The sequence below is a fragment of the Streptomyces sp. NPDC051664 genome, assembly GCF_044453545.1.
In the GTDB taxonomy this organism is placed as follows: Bacteria; Actinomycetota; Actinomycetes; order Streptomycetales; family Streptomycetaceae; genus Streptomyces.
This window is the reverse complement of the sequence record NZ_JBITCU010000012.1, coordinates 54,242-67,531: the sequence shown is the minus strand read 5'-3', so window position 1 is coordinate 67,531 and position 13,290 is coordinate 54,242. Positions and strand designations below refer to the sequence as shown.

Annotated in this window: 13 protein-coding genes; 6 read left to right on the top strand and 7 right to left on the bottom strand. The window is 70.2% G+C overall.

The genetic code is table 11. The features are described 5' to 3' along the window. Positions 1-19 precede the first annotated feature (19 nt). Positions 20-1,723, bottom strand: coding sequence for a threonine/serine exporter ThrE family protein (locus tag ACIA8E_RS22755; protein WP_399301058.1), 1,704 nt, complete (start codon positions 1,721-1,723; stop codon positions 20-22). Between the two features lie 223 nt (positions 1,724-1,946). Beyond that, the gene (locus ACIA8E_RS22750) at positions 1,947-2,441 is read right to left on the bottom strand and encodes an inorganic diphosphatase (RefSeq protein ID WP_003968257.1); all 495 of its coding nucleotides are present in this window, start codon (positions 2,439-2,441) and stop codon (positions 1,947-1,949) included. 86 nt (positions 2,442-2,527) lie between these two features. Here ACIA8E_RS22750 and dacB point away from each other — a divergent pair, with 86 nt between their 5' ends. From dacB to folE, 6 genes are all read left to right on the top strand, one after another. Further along, positions 2,528-4,024, top strand: a complete 1,497-nt coding sequence (gene dacB, locus ACIA8E_RS22745; protein ID WP_399301056.1) for a D-alanyl-D-alanine carboxypeptidase/D-alanyl-D-alanine-endopeptidase — start codon at positions 2,528-2,530, stop codon at positions 4,022-4,024. A 49-nt stretch (positions 4,025-4,073) separates the two neighbouring features. After that, positions 4,074-5,207 carry a zinc-dependent metalloprotease gene (locus ACIA8E_RS22740; protein WP_399301055.1) on the top strand — a complete coding sequence of 378 codons (1,134 nt, stop codon included), beginning with the start codon at positions 4,074-4,076 and terminating at the stop codon, positions 5,205-5,207. 198 nt (positions 5,208-5,405) lie between these two features. Then, complete coding sequence (tilS, locus tag ACIA8E_RS22735; RefSeq protein WP_399301053.1) at positions 5,406-6,524, top strand: tRNA lysidine(34) synthetase TilS; 1,119 nt, start codon at positions 5,406-5,408, stop codon at positions 6,522-6,524. A 99-nt stretch (positions 6,525-6,623) separates the two neighbouring features. Further along, positions 6,624-7,163, top strand: coding sequence for a hypoxanthine phosphoribosyltransferase (gene hpt / locus ACIA8E_RS22730; RefSeq protein ID WP_030972308.1), 540 nt, complete (start codon positions 6,624-6,626; stop codon positions 7,161-7,163). 227 nt (positions 7,164-7,390) lie between these two features. Continuing rightward, on the top strand, positions 7,391-9,418 hold the full coding sequence (ftsH, locus tag ACIA8E_RS22725; RefSeq protein ID WP_399301051.1) for an ATP-dependent zinc metalloprotease FtsH: 2,028 nt from the start codon (positions 7,391-7,393) through the stop codon (positions 9,416-9,418). Positions 9,419-9,560: 142 nt separating this feature from the next. Continuing rightward, on the top strand, positions 9,561-10,166 hold the full coding sequence (gene folE, locus ACIA8E_RS22720; protein WP_399301049.1) for a GTP cyclohydrolase I FolE: 606 nt from the start codon (positions 9,561-9,563) through the stop codon (positions 10,164-10,166). Positions 10,167-10,228: 62 nt separating this feature from the next. Here folE and ACIA8E_RS22715 read toward each other — a convergent pair whose 3' ends face one another. The 5 genes from ACIA8E_RS22715 to folP all read right to left on the bottom strand — a co-directional run bounded on the left by ACIA8E_RS22715 (position 10,229) and on the right by folP (position 13,243). Continuing rightward, positions 10,229-10,711, bottom strand: coding sequence for a DUF3180 domain-containing protein (locus ACIA8E_RS22715; protein WP_399301047.1), 483 nt, complete (start codon positions 10,709-10,711; stop codon positions 10,229-10,231). Between the two features lie 96 nt (positions 10,712-10,807). Then, positions 10,808-11,419 (bottom strand): 2-amino-4-hydroxy-6-hydroxymethyldihydropteridine diphosphokinase, encoded by a 612-nt coding sequence (gene folK, locus ACIA8E_RS22710; protein WP_399301045.1) that lies wholly within the window; start codon positions 11,417-11,419, stop codon positions 10,808-10,810. Next, complete coding sequence (gene folB / locus ACIA8E_RS22705) at positions 11,416-11,775, bottom strand: dihydroneopterin aldolase (protein WP_030972318.1); 360 nt, start codon at positions 11,773-11,775, stop codon at positions 11,416-11,418. Before folB ends, folK begins: the two co-directional genes overlap by 4 nt. 191 nt (positions 11,776-11,966) lie before the next feature. Continuing rightward, positions 11,967-12,449 (bottom strand): nuclear transport factor 2 family protein, encoded by a 483-nt coding sequence (locus ACIA8E_RS22700; RefSeq protein WP_399301043.1) that lies wholly within the window; start codon positions 12,447-12,449, stop codon positions 11,967-11,969. Beyond that, on the bottom strand, positions 12,446-13,243 hold the full coding sequence (gene folP, locus ACIA8E_RS22695; protein WP_399301310.1) for a dihydropteroate synthase: 798 nt from the start codon (positions 13,241-13,243) through the stop codon (positions 12,446-12,448). The genes ACIA8E_RS22700 and folP overlap by 4 nt, the downstream gene beginning before the upstream one ends. Positions 13,244-13,290: the final 47 nt, after the last annotated feature.

The window sequence follows — 13,290 nt, the reverse complement described above, 5'->3', positions numbered from 1 at the left end:
TCCGTACCGGCAGAGGGCGTCAGAAGCCGCGCGTCCGCTTGGCCGCGCGGCGGTTCGCCCCGCCGACCGCTCCCGGCACCCGCATGAACAGCCGGGAGATCTCGCTCCCCAGATTCACCCCGATCGCGATGGCCAGCGCCGTCGCCACCGCGGTCGACAGCGAGGCGAGCCCCCGGTCCAGCTCGTTCTGCGCGACACCCAGCAGACCGAAGTACGTGGCCGAACCAGGCAGCAGCGGACCGATCGCCGCCGTGATGAACGGCAACGACGAGGTGTACCGGTACCGCGAGAACAACTGCCCGAAGAGCCCCACCAGACCCGCCGCCACCGCTGTCGCCGCCACCGGCGAGATACCGGCGGTCCGGGCCATCGCCCCGTAGATCACCCAGGCCACACCGCCGTTGAGGGTCACCGCGAGCACCGTCGACCGTTCCTGCTGAAGCAGGATCGCGAAGGCGAAACAGAGCGCCATCGACGCCAGGATCTGCACCACCGGCCGGTCGTGGGCCACGAACCGCGCCTCCGGATTGAGCTGGGCGCCCAGCTGCACCCCCAGATACAGGACCAGCAGCACACCGGTGACGATGGCGATGAAGAAGTACATGACTTCGAGGAGCCGGGCCGCCGCGGTGATGTAGTAGCCGGTCAGACCGTCCTGGACGCCCGCCACCAGAGCCCGCCCGGGCAGCAGCGCGAACAGCCCACCGGTGATGACGGCGGACGGCCGGATGCCCGTCGAGTGGGTCAGGGTCAGTGCGACCCCTATCGCGGCCGGAGGCATCGCCGCCACCACGAACTGGTAGAACTCCGGCATCCCGCGCCCCGCGAAGAGCCAGGCGAGCCGGTCGCCGAGCATCGCGCCGGCCGCCGCCACCACGAAGACCAGCGCGTTGCCGCCGACCAGCACCGACGCCGCACCGGCCAGCCCGCCGCCGGCCAGCGTCAGCACCCAGCCGGGGTACGGATGCCGGTTGCGCCGGATCTCGGCGAGCCGCCGGTACGCCTCCTCCAGGGAGACCTCGACGTCCTCGGTGGTGATGTCGTCGACGAGCCGGAAGACGGCTGCCAGCCGGGTGTAGTCGGTGCCACGGCGGCGTACGGTGCGGCTCGCCGTCACCGGATCGTCGACCAGCGACGGCTGGTGCGAGATCGACAGCAGGGTGAAGGTGACCGTCGGCTCGCAGCGGTCGAGACCGTAACTGCGGGTCACCGCGAACATCGCGGCCTCGACGTCCTCCGCACCCTCGCCGCCCGCGAGCAGCAACTCCCCGATACGCAAGGTCAGGTCGAGCACGCGCGGCACCGCGGGCCCCGCTTCGTCCGGCCTCTGCGCCGGTTCCGGCGCCGGCCGCTCGGCGACGGGCATCCGCAGCATCGTGCGCATCCGGTCCTGCCAGGGGGCCTCCTTGGTCAGCTGGACCATCGGAATGCCGTGCGCCGGGGTGAAAGCGGGCGGTGACTGCTTGGCGCCGTGGGTGCGCGGCGGGGCGAACGCGGAACCGATCGTGTCCGAGCCGCTGCCCGAGCCCGATCCGGAGCCGGAAGCGGTACCTGCGCCAGGGGGCTCGGGCGCCAGGCCGGCCGGAATGGCGAACTCCGAGGTGGGATGGTCGTCCTCCGACGGAGTTGCGGACTTCCCCACTCCCTCCGGCGGGACGAAGGCGCTGCGCGCCTCGTCGGACTGGGGCTTCTGGTCCTCGGGACCGCCCTGTTCCGCCACCACTCGACCTCGCTCCTCCTTGGCTGCGCGTCTCCGGTTGCGCTTGTGCCCAGTATGGGCACGGACATGGGCGCAGACGCGAAACGGGCGGCACACCTGTGAAAGGTGTGCCGCCCGTTCCTTGCGCGGAACCGCGCACGGACCTTGCGGCGGGACCGTACGGACCGTGCGCAGGACATGCGGAATCGGCGTCAAGCCGGTCCGACGGCTGCGGGGACCGCAGGCGTCAGTGCGCGCCGCCCTGCGCCTCGAGGCGCTTGTAGGAGGCCTCGATCTCGGCCTCCGCCTCGGCGCGGCCGACCCAGTCGGCGCCCTCGACGGACTTGCCGGGCTCCAGGTCCTTGTAGACCTCGAAGAAGTGCTGGATCTCCAGGCGGTCGAACTCCGACACGTGGTGGATGTCGCGCAGGTGCTCCACCCGGGGGTCGGAGGCCGGGACGCACAGCAGCTTGTCGTCGCCGCCGGCCTCGTCCGTCATGCGGAACATGCCGATGGCGCGGCACTTGATGAGGCAGCCGGGGAAGGTCGGCTCGTCCAGGATGACCAGCGCGTCCAGCGGGTCACCGTCCTCGCCGAGGGTGTTCTCGACGAAGCCGTAGTCCGCCGGGTAGCTGGTCGAGGTGAAGAGTCGACGGTCCAGGCGGATCCGACCGGTCTCGTGGTCCACCTCGTACTTGTTCCGCGAACCCTTCGGGATCTCGATGGTGACGTCGAACTCCACGGGTGGCTCCTCCATGATCAACACATACGACTGGTGATTAAGTGTCCCCCACGGAGATGTGTGCTCGCGAAAGGGGCTGGTCAACGGTGGCCGAGCCGGTGAAAAGACCGTCGATCAATCCGTTGAAAGCGTTCCGCGGGCCGACCGGAGCGGCCCGCCTGAACAAGTTGCACGGACTGAGCAACTGGCAGTTCACGGCAGGCTCCGCCGTCCTCGGCCTGGCGCTCGCAGCCGGCGCCGTCCTCGCCGCCGGCCCCTGGGACTCGGGTCAGCGTAAGGCCGAGCGGGAGTGGGCCACCGCCAGGAGCCGTACAGGTGGCGCACATCACGAGGCCACCGCACCGTCCGGACCGGCCCCGGCCCCCAGTGCCCCGGCGGTCCTCGCGGCTCTGAGCACCGGGGTCGACAAGTCCGCCCCGGACGCCCCGGACGGAGCAACGGCCGATCTCCGGGACACCCTCACCCCGTTGCTGAACGCCTCCGCGCTCGGCACGGTCCGTACCGCCGTCGTCATCGACACCGCCACCGGCAAGCGGCTGTACGGGAAGGGCGCCGACACAGCCATGACGCCCGCCTCCACCGTCAAGATCGCCACCACCGTCGCTGCGCTCTCCGCCCTCGGTCCCGGACACCGCATCGCCACGACGGTCCAGGCGTCACCGGACTCCCGCAGCCTCACCCTCGTGGGCGGCGGCGACCCCACGCTCGACAAGGCGGCGCTGCGCGAGCTGGCCGCCGACACCGTGCACGCGCTGCGCGACCGCGGCATCGACACCGTCCGCCTCGCGTACGACACGTCCCGGTACTCCGGACCTGCGCTGCACCCGATCGGCCCCAACGAGAACATCGCCCCGGTCAGCGCCCTGATGGTGGACGAGGGGCGGCTCGACGGTACGGACAGCGGGCCCGCCCCGCGCAGCGGCGACCCGGCCGGTGACGCCGCCCGCGCCTTCGCCGGACTGCTGAACGACGCGAACATCGACACCGGCTCCGGCCCAGTGTCCGGCCGCCCGGCCGCCAAGTCCCGGCCCGTCGCCAAGCACCTCTCCGCCCCGTTGTCCGCCCTCGTCGAACGAGCGCTGACCAACAGCGACAACGACATCGCCGAGGCGCTGGCCCGGCAGACCGCCCTGGCCGCGGGCGGAACCGCCGACTTCGACGGCGGCCGACGGGCCGTCACCGCGCAGCTGAAGAAGCTGCATCTGCCGCTGAACGGCGCAAAGTTCGCCGACGGCAGCGGACTGAACCGGCAGGACAAGGTCACCGCCGGGCTGCTGGCCGGGCTGCTGGCCCTCGCCGCCGACCCGGGCCACCCCGAACTGCGCCCCGTCCTCACCGGCCTCCCGGTGGCCGGCTTCAGCGGCACCCTCAGCAAGCGGTACACCGAAACATCACGCGGCACCGGCCTGATCCGCGCCAAGACCGGCACCCTCACCGGGGTGAACACCCTCGCCGGGACGGTCGTCGACGGGCAGGGGCGGCTGCTCGCCTTCGCCTTCCTGGCATCCGGTACGACCTCGCCGTCCGAGGCCCAGTCCTCGCTCGACGTCCTTGCCGCGAGCCTCGCCGCCCGCACCGGGTGAGCCGGTCAAGAGCTCACCGCGGAAGGACCCGAGCACGTACGGTTGACGCATGACGAGCATCGGTGGTGCCGAGATGGTCGACTGGAATCTGGCGGTTGCGACCGCGACCCGGCTTGTACGGCCGGGCCCCGACATCAGCCGCGAGGAGGCCCGCGAAGTCGTCGCGGAGCTCCGCCGGCATGCCAAGTCCGCGGAGGAACACGTCCGCTCCTTCACGCGGATGATCCCCGAGGGGACCGAACCGGAGGACACCCCGGTCCTGGTCGTCGACCGGGCCGGCTGGATCAGGGCGAACGTCGCGGGCTTCCGCGAACTGCTTCGCCCCCTCCTGGAGAAGATGCAGGACCGGCGCGGCAACAGCCCGGGCAGCGCCGTACTCGGCGCGGTCGGCGGCAAGGTCACCGGTGTCGAACTGGGCATGCTGCTGTCGTTCCTGGCCTCCCGGGTGCTCGGCCAGTACGAGACCTTCGCCCCGGCCGGCCGCGACCTCCCGGCCTCGGCGGACGGCGGCGGCAGGCTGCTGCTCGTCGCCCCGAACATCGTCCACGTCGAGCGTGAACTGGAGGTCGACCCGCACGACTTCAGGCTCTGGGTCGCACTCCACGAGGAGACCCACCGCACCCAGTTCACCGGTGTGCCGTGGCTCCGCGACCACCTGCAGGGTGAGATCCAGTCATTCCTCGACGAGACCGACGTCGACCCGATGACCGTGCTGGAGCGGCTCCGCGAGGCCGCCCAGTCGCTCGCCGGCGGCCGGCCCGAGGGCGAGGACGGCGAGGACGGCGGCCGCAGTCTCGTGGAGATCGTCCAGACCCCTGCCCAGCGCGAGATCCTCGGCCGGCTCACCGCCGTGATGTCGCTGCTCGAAGGGCACGCCGACTATGTGATGGACGGCGTCGGCCCCGAGGTCGTGTCCTCCGTCGGCGAGATCCGGGAGAAGTTCCAGCAGCGCCGGGCGCGCGGCGCCTCGCGGCTCGACCAGGCGCTGCGCAAGCTCCTCGGCCTCGACGCCAAACTGCGCCAGTACCGGGACGGCGAGCGGTTCGTACGCGCCGTGGTCGACGAGGTCGGCATGGACGGCTTCAACCGGGTCTGGACGTCCCCGAACACCCTCCCCACCAAGGCCGAGATCGCCGCCCCGGCCGACTGGATCGCGAGGGTGCACCGTAAGGCAGAGTCGTGATCATGAGGCGGCCGACGGCGGAAGACGACAGAAGTACGCGCCGGTAATCACCCATCCGAGGGACCGTAGGGGCATGGAAAGGCGTGCAATGCTCGATGGACGGCCCGGCTCTGTCACCATCGACGCACTCTGAGTGACGGCAGTCGTCCGTGCCGACGCTCCGAAGCACCCCCCAAAACTTCACGAAGGGCACCGGACATGGGTCCCCATCCTGCGGTCGCGGCGATACGCCTGGCGGTCCGCCGCGTACTCCACGACGTACTCAACGAATTCGCCGAACGCACCGATCACAACGAACACATCGCACATACCGAGCGCGCCTCGCGCCCCGAGTTCGCCGAAGCCGGCACGGGCAGGTGCGGCGCCGCACTCGCCGACCGTCCCGCGCTTCCCGAACGGCCCGACACCCCGCTGGTGCTGGTCGCCTGTTCCGGCGGCGCCGACTCCATGGCGCTCGCCTCGGCCCTCGCCTTCGAGGCCCGCAAGCTGGCCGTCCGGGCCGGCGGCATCACCGTCGACCACAACCTCCAGGACGGGTCCGACGTCCGCGCCGCCGAGGTCGTCGCCCGGCTCAGGGACATGCACCTGGACCCGGTGGAGGCCGTCGCCGTGCACGTCGGCAGCGAGGGCGGTCCCGAGGCCGCCGCCCGTGACGCCCGCTACGCCGCCCTGGACGCGGCGTACGAGCGGCACGGCGCCGCCGCGGTGCTGCTCGGCCACACCCGCGACGACCAGGCGGAGACGGTCCTGCTCGGCCTCGCCCGCGGCTCCGGTATCCGCTCGCTCTCCGGCATGGCCGCCGCATCCGGCCCGGCCGGCCGCTACCGCCGCCCCTTCCTCCAGCTCGACCGGCAGACCGCCCGCAAGGCCTGCCTGGTCCAGTCCCTGCCCGTCTGGGACGACCCGCACAACATCGACCCCGCCTACACCCGCTCCCGGCTGCGTCACGAGGGCCTGCCCGCCCTGGAGAAGGCGCTCGGCAAAGGCGTCGTCGGGGCCCTGGCCCGTACCGCGCAGCTGTCCCGCGACGACGCCGACGCCCTGGACACCTGGGCCGCCGAGGCCGACTCCGCCGTTCGTGACGACGCCGGGCAGCTGGAGTGCGCCAAGCTGTATGCGCTGCCGCCCGCCGTCCGCCGCCGTGTGCTGCGCCGTGCGGCCGTGAAGGCGGGCGCTCCGGCCGGTTCGCTGTTCGCCCGGCACATCGAAGAAGTCGACCGGCTGATCACCGGCTGGCGCGGCCAGCAGGCCATCAACCTCCCCGGCCGAGTCGAAGCCCGGCGCCAGGGTGGCAGACTGGTGATTCGGCAGAGCTGACGCACAAGCGGCTGACATGCAGGCGAGCGGCCGCGCAGGTCCGGGACACCACCCCGGACCGGGCAGGCAGAGAAAGAGACGCGGGTGAACGAGAAGGACATGGGCACCGACCTTCAGGCGGTGCTCCTCACCAAGGAAGAGATCGACGCGAAGCTCGTCGAGCTGGCCGCGAAGATCGACGCGGAGTACGCGGGCAAGGATCTGCTCATCGTCGGCGTCCTCAAGGGCGCAGTGATGGTGATGGCGGACCTGGCACGCGCACTGTCCACCCCCGTCACCATGGACTGGATGGCTGTCTCGTCGTACGGCGCGGGCACCCAGTCGTCCGGTGTCGTCCGGATCCTCAAGGACCTGGACACCGACATCAAGGGCAAGCATGTCCTGATCGTCGAGGACATCATCGACTCGGGCCTGACGCTGTCCTGGCTGATGTCGAACCTGGGCTCGCGTGAGCCCGCCAGCCTGGAGATCTGCACCCTGCTGCGCAAGCCGGACGCGGCGAAGGTCGCGCTCGACTGTAAGTGGGTCGGCTTCGACATCCCCAACGAGTTCGTCGTCGGTTACGGCCTGGACTACGCGGAGAAGTACCGCAACCTGCCCTTCGTCGGGACGCTCGCCCCGCACGTCTACGGCGGCTGACCGGCCGGAACCCCTCCCTCGCGGTCCGCATCCCATGCGGGCGGGCTGCCGGGGAACCCTTGACCGCCGCGCGGCGTTGAAGCCTTCGAAGGCGCGTTTGACAGACGTCCCCGGCGGTCACGGGTGACAATGCTGGGGTACCGTCCGAAGAACAGTCTTTTCTCACAGCAGCATTCAGCAGCATTTACCTACGGGCAGGAGGGACGGGGCGACTTCGCTCCGTATGGATGGACGTGAAGCGATACTTCCGTGGGCCGGTCATGTGGATCGTGCTGGCCGTCCTCGCCGTGGTCGTGTTGATGCAGGTCGTCGGCTCGTCGGGCGGCTACAAGACGGTGGACACCGGCAAGGTGATCCAGGCGATCAGCAAGGACCAGGTGGAGCAGGCCAAGCTGACCACCGGTGACGAACAGATCCTCAAGATTGAGCTGAAGGACGGCCAGAAACTCTCGGGCGAGTCCGGCAGCAAGTTCCAGGCGAGCTACATCGGTGACCAGGGTGTCCAGCTTGCCGACACGCTGCAGAAGAAGTTCGAGAGCGGTGACATCGGGAAGGGTTACACCGTCTCGCCGTCGAAGCAGTCGCCGTTCATCTCGATCCTTCTCTCGCTGCTGCCCTTCGTCCTGATCGTGGTCGTCTTCCTGTTCCTGATGAATCAGATGCAGGGTGGCGGCTCCAAGGTCATGCAGTTCGGCAAGTCCAAGGCCAAGCTGATCACCAAGGACACCCCGAAGACGACGTTCGCCGATGTGGCGGGGTCCGACGAGGCGGTCGAGGAACTCCACGAGATCAAGGAGTTCCTCCAGGAGCCGGCGAAGTTCCAGGCCGTCGGGGCCAAGATCCCCAAGGGCGTCCTGCTGTACGGGCCTCCCGGTACGGGCAAGACTCTGCTCGCACGCGCCGTCGCGGGCGAGGCGGGCGTCCCGTTCTACTCGATCTCCGGTTCCGACTTCGTCGAGATGTTCGTCGGTGTCGGTGCCTCCCGGGTCCGTGACCTGTTCGAGCAGGCCAAGGCGAACGCCCCGGCGATCGTCTTCGTCGACGAGATCGACGCCGTCGGCCGGCACCGCGGTGCGGGTCTCGGCGGTGGTCACGACGAGCGCGAGCAGACCCTGAACCAGCTGCTCGTCGAGATGGACGGATTCGACGTGAAGGGCGGCGTGATCCTGATCGCCGCCACGAACCGGCCGGACATCCTCGACCCGGCGCTGCTGCGTCCGGGCCGCTTCGACCGGCAGATCGCGGTCGACCGGCCGGACATGCAGGGCCGTCTCGAGATCCTCAAGGTGCACCAGAAGGGCAAGCCGGTCGCCCCGGACGTCGATCTCGGCGCCGTGGCCCGTCGTACGCCAGGCTTCACCGGTGCCGACCTGTCGAACGTGCTGAACGAAGCGGCGCTCCTCACGGCGCGCAGCAACCTGAAGCTGATCGACAACGAAATGCTGGACGAGGCGATCGACCGCGTCGTGGCCGGCCCGCAGAAGCGGACCCGGATCATGTCCGACAAGGAGAAGAAGATCACCGCGTACCACGAGGGCGGACACGCCCTGGTCGCGGCGGCTTCGCCGAACTCGGATCCGGTGCACAAGATCACGATCCTCTCCCGCGGCCGCGCCCTCGGTTACACGATGGTGCTGCCCGAGGAGGACAAGTACTCCACGACGCGCAACGAGATGCTCGACCAGCTTGCGTACATGCTGGGCGGGCGCGCGGCCGAGGAGCTGGTCTTCCACGACCCGACCACCGGCGCTGCGAACGACATCGAGAAGGCCAGTGCCACGGCCCGCGCGATGGTGACGCAGTACGGCATGACGGAGCGGCTCGGCGCGATCAAGTTCGGTGGCGACAACACCGAGCCCTTCCTGGGCCGGGAGATGGGCCACCAGCGCGACTACTCGGAAGAGGTCGCGGCGCTCGTCGACGAAGAGGTCAAGAAGCTCATCGAGACCGCGCACAACGAGGCCTGGGAGATCCTCGTCGAGAACCGCGACGTTCTCGACAACCTGGTCCTCCAGCTGCTGGAGAAGGAGACCCTGGGCAAGGAGCAGATCGCCGAGGTCTTCGCCGGAATCGTGAAGCGTCCGGCCCGTCCGGCATGGACCGGCTCCGCACGGCGTACGCCGTCGACGCGGCCTCCGGTGCTCTCGCCGAAGGAGCTTGCTCTCACCAACGGCGTCACCACGGCCAACGGCTCGACGCCGACGGACACCGCCCCGGCTGCCGAGGCGGTCCCGGAGGAGCGTCCGGAGAGCTAGTACGGACCCGGTGTGGCCCCCGTCACGGGGGTCCACCGACCCGGAATGGATGCCGTGCCCCCCAGGTTTTAGCCTGTGGGGCACGGCTTTTTGGTATGCCCGCGCGATGCGCGCAGGTGACAGCTGAAGGAACGAGGCACAGATGACCGACCCGGTGACGCTGGACGGCCAGGGCTCGATCGGTGAGTTCGACGAGAAGCGGGCCGAGGCAGCGGTGCGCGAGCTTCTCATCGCCGTCGGGGAGGACCCGGACCGGGAGGGACTGCGGGAGACGCCGGGACGCGTGGCGCGGGCGTACAAGGAGATATTCGCCGGTCTGCACCAGGCGCCCGAGGACGTCCTGACGACCACGTTCGACCTCGGCCACGACGAGATGGTGCTGGTCAAGGACATCGAGGTGTTCTCGACCTGTGAGCACCACCTGGTGCCGTTCCGGGGGGTCGCGCATGTCGGGTACATCCCGGCGACCACCGGAAAGATCACCGGTCTGTCGAAGCTGGCCCGGCTGGTCGACGTCTACGCCCGGCGCCCGCAGGTCCAGGAGCGGCTCACCACGCAGATCGCAGACTCGCTGATGAGGATCCTGGAGCCGCGCGGAGCCATCGTCGTGATCGAGTGCGAGCACATGTGCATGTCGATGCGCGGGATCCGCAAGCCGGGCGCGAAGACGCTGACGTCGGCGGTACGCGGCCAGCTCCGTGACCCCGCGACGCGCGCGGAGGCGATGAGCCTGATCATGGCGCGCTGAGGGCCGGTTGCGGTGTCGGTGCTGCCGTGGGTGGTGCCGGTGTGCCGGACGGGCACGGCGCGTCAGGCGGAAGCGGCGCTCTTGTCGTCGTCCTTGTCGTCCGGGAGCTTGCAGACGCGTTCCAGGAACAGGGCGGCGGCAACCACCCCGATGCCGGCCAGCACCGCGAAGCCGGCGTAGATCGCCTGGTCGCGGCGGGCAGGCACGTCGAGCGAGCCGAGCAGGAAGACTCCCACGCCGCCGTACAGGCCGGCGACCAGCGAGACGACCAGGGCGCTGGCCTGGCCGAACACCACGGCGCGGGCCGCCATCAGCGGCTCCACGCCCTTCGCGCCCGGGCGGCGCTCACGCTGGGCGCGCAGCCGGGAACGGATGGAGAGCGCCGTCGCGAGCAGGATGACGGCGATCACCGCGAGCACGACGGGTGCGGCGAGAGGCACGCTCGGCAGGGTGTCGAGCGAGTCCCAGAGGCGGGCGACGCCCCAGGACAGCACGCCTGCCGCGACGAAGATTCCGGCCAGTACCCGGAGCCGTAGTTGCCTCACCGCGAGAGCCGCCCTTCGCCGCCGGTCGACCGACCGTCGGTCTCTGTGTCCATCCGTCTGTTCTGTGCCGTTGCCGGCCTGCCCTGAGCCTAACGACTACTCGGGCAGGCGGAGTTCCAGATCGGGCCGGGGACGTATGCCCTCGCGTCCGATGCCGTCGAGCAGGTCGGCGACCGGGCCACGGCCGGGCAGCTGGGCCTCGGGGTCGATGTCGTGCCACGGGGCGAGGACGAAGGCGCGCTCGTGGGCCCGGGGGTGGGGGAGGGTGAGGACCGGATCGTCGGAGACGACGTCCGCGTACGCCACGATGTCGACGTCGATGGTCCGCGCGCCCCAGCGCTCCTCACGGACGCGCTCGAAGGCCTCCTCGATGGCTTGGCCGCGCTCCAGGAGGGAGGACGGGGGAAGCGTCGTCTTCACGACGATCACCGCGTTGAAGTACTTGGGCTGGGAGCCGGGGGCGACGCCCCAGGGCTCCGTCTCGTACACCGGGGAGACCGCCTTGACCCGGAGACCGGGGGTGTCCTCCAGCGCGTCGATGGCGCCCTGCAGGGTCTCCAGCCGGTTGCCGAGGTTGGAGCCGAGAGAGAGCACGGCGCGTTTGGGGTTCGAAAGGGTGATGTCCGCGGCGTCCACCTGCTCGACCACGGAGGCGGGAACCGGCTGTACGGTCGGGTCGCTCTGCCCCTCGGTAGAAAATGCAGTCATGCTCGGCTCCGGGTGATGGTGATGGTCACATCGTCGAAGGGGACGGTGATCGGCGCATCCGGCTTGTGGACGACGACTTCCACCTCCTCGACACCCTCGTGCCCCAGGCACTTCTGGGCGATGCGTTCCGCGAGTGTCTCGATCAGATCGACCGGGTCTCCCTGCACGATTTCGACGACTTCCTCCGCGACCACGCCGTAGTGCACGGTCTTCGTCAGGTCGTCGGCGGCTGCCGCGGGACGGGTGTCGAGGCTGAGAACCAGGTCCACGATGAAGGTCTGGCCCTCTTCCCGCTCCCGGGGAAACACACCATGGTTCCCACGGGCCCTGAGGCCGCGCAGCGCGACACGATCCACGCGAATCACTCCTGCTGTCGTTGGTCGTAGAGGCACGGGGCCGCATGCGGGTGGCGAGGTGCCCTCATTCGAATCTACCTGCGAGCACCGACAGTGCTCGCCCGCGGGGCTATGGACAGGGCCGTGCTGGGCCGGTAGCCGCCTCCCCTACCCGCCGTCCCGGATTCCATTCCCCTCGGAGGCATACCCGCTCAGGAGGGCGTGTCCTCGTCATCGTCGTCATCGGAGTCGGCCAGCACCGGCGACCCGTGGTGGGACCAGAGTTTCCAGCCGTCCCCGGTGCGGCGGAAGACATTGGTGGCGACGACGAGTTGGCCGACCAGCGGCCCGAGCTCGCCGCCGTCCTCCGCCGGGCCGCCGCTGAGGATGTTCTCGGTGCAGGTCACCAGAGCCGTGTCACCGGTCATCGAGACCCCGACATCGGTCAGGAAGAACTGGATGTACTCGGTGTTCGCCATGATCAGCGCATAGCTGCGCAGCACCTCGCCGCGGCCGCTGAGTACCGGCCAGCCGGGGTGGACGCAGGAGATGGTGAGGTCCTCGCCGGGCAGCCAGAGCCCGGAGAGCTCGTCGAGGTCGCCGCGTTCCATCGCCTCGTAGAAGGCGGTGTTGGCCTGCTCGACCGCCGCGATGTCGGCGGCGACCTCCGTCTGGTCGTCGTGCGGCTCGGTCACGCGGCTCCCTCGACGGCGCGGGCGACCCGTACGGCGTCGGCGGTGGCCCGGACCTCGTGGACCCTGACCGCCCAGGCGCCCGCCTGGGCGGACAGGGCGGAGATCGCGGCGGTGGCCGCGTCGCGTTCACGGGCGGGCGGCGGGGCGGCACCCTCACGGGCCAGCACATGGCCGAGGAACCGCTTGCGGGAGGCGGCGACCAGCAGCGGTCGGCCGAGAGCGCTCAGCTCGTCGAGGTGAGCGACGAGAGCGAGGTCGTGGGCGGCGTCCTTGGCGAAGCCGAGGCCCGGGTCGACCACGATCCGTTCGGGGGCGACACCGCCCGCGACCACGGCGTCCATCCGCATCCGCAGTTCCGCGACGACCTCGGCGACGACGTCCTCGTACACCGCGCGGCTGTTCATGGACTCGCTGAAGCCGCGCCAGTGCATGACGACGAACGGCGTGCCGGACGCGGCGACGACCGGGATCATGTCCGGGTCGGCGAGCCCGCCGCTCACATCGTTGACCAGGGCCGCACCGGCGGCGACGGCCTGTTCGGCGACGCGGGCCCGCATGGTGTCAACGGAGATCGTGACGCCTTCCCGGGCCAGCTCCCGGACGACGGGGACCACACGCCGCAGTTCCTCGGACTCGTCCACCCGGCTGGCGCCCGGGCGGGTCGACTCGCCGCCGACATCGACCAGGTCGGCGCCCTCGGCGACCAGGTCGAGGCCGTGCTTGATCGCAGCCGTGGTGTCGAACCAGCGGCCCCCGTCGGAGAAGGAGTCCGGGGTCACATTGACGACACCCATGACCGCGCAGCGGTCCCACCCCGGCAGGCCTTGGACCGTGCCTCGTC

What these genes read in the sequence shown, in the direction of transcription:
- folP (WP_399301310.1), bottom strand. Translation starts at nt 13,243, where the DNA reads ATGGGTGTCGTCAATGTGACCCCGGACTCCTTCTCCGACGGGGGCCGC.
- folE (WP_399301049.1), top strand. Translation starts at nt 9,561, where the DNA reads ATGACCGACCCGGTGACGCTGGACGGCCAGGGCTCGATCGGTGAGTTC.
- ftsH (WP_399301051.1), top strand. Translation starts at nt 7,391, where the DNA reads ATGGACGTGAAGCGATACTTCCGTGGGCCGGTCATGTGGATCGTGCTG.
- hpt (WP_030972308.1), top strand. Translation starts at nt 6,624, where the DNA reads ATGGGCACCGACCTTCAGGCGGTGCTCCTCACCAAGGAAGAGATCGAC.
- folK (WP_399301045.1), bottom strand. Translation starts at nt 11,419, where the DNA reads ATGACTGCATTTTCTACCGAGGGGCAGAGCGACCCGACCGTACAGCCG.
- ACIA8E_RS22740 (WP_399301055.1), top strand. Translation starts at nt 4,074, where the DNA reads ATGACGAGCATCGGTGGTGCCGAGATGGTCGACTGGAATCTGGCGGTT.
- tilS (WP_399301053.1), top strand. Translation starts at nt 5,406, where the DNA reads ATGGGTCCCCATCCTGCGGTCGCGGCGATACGCCTGGCGGTCCGCCGC.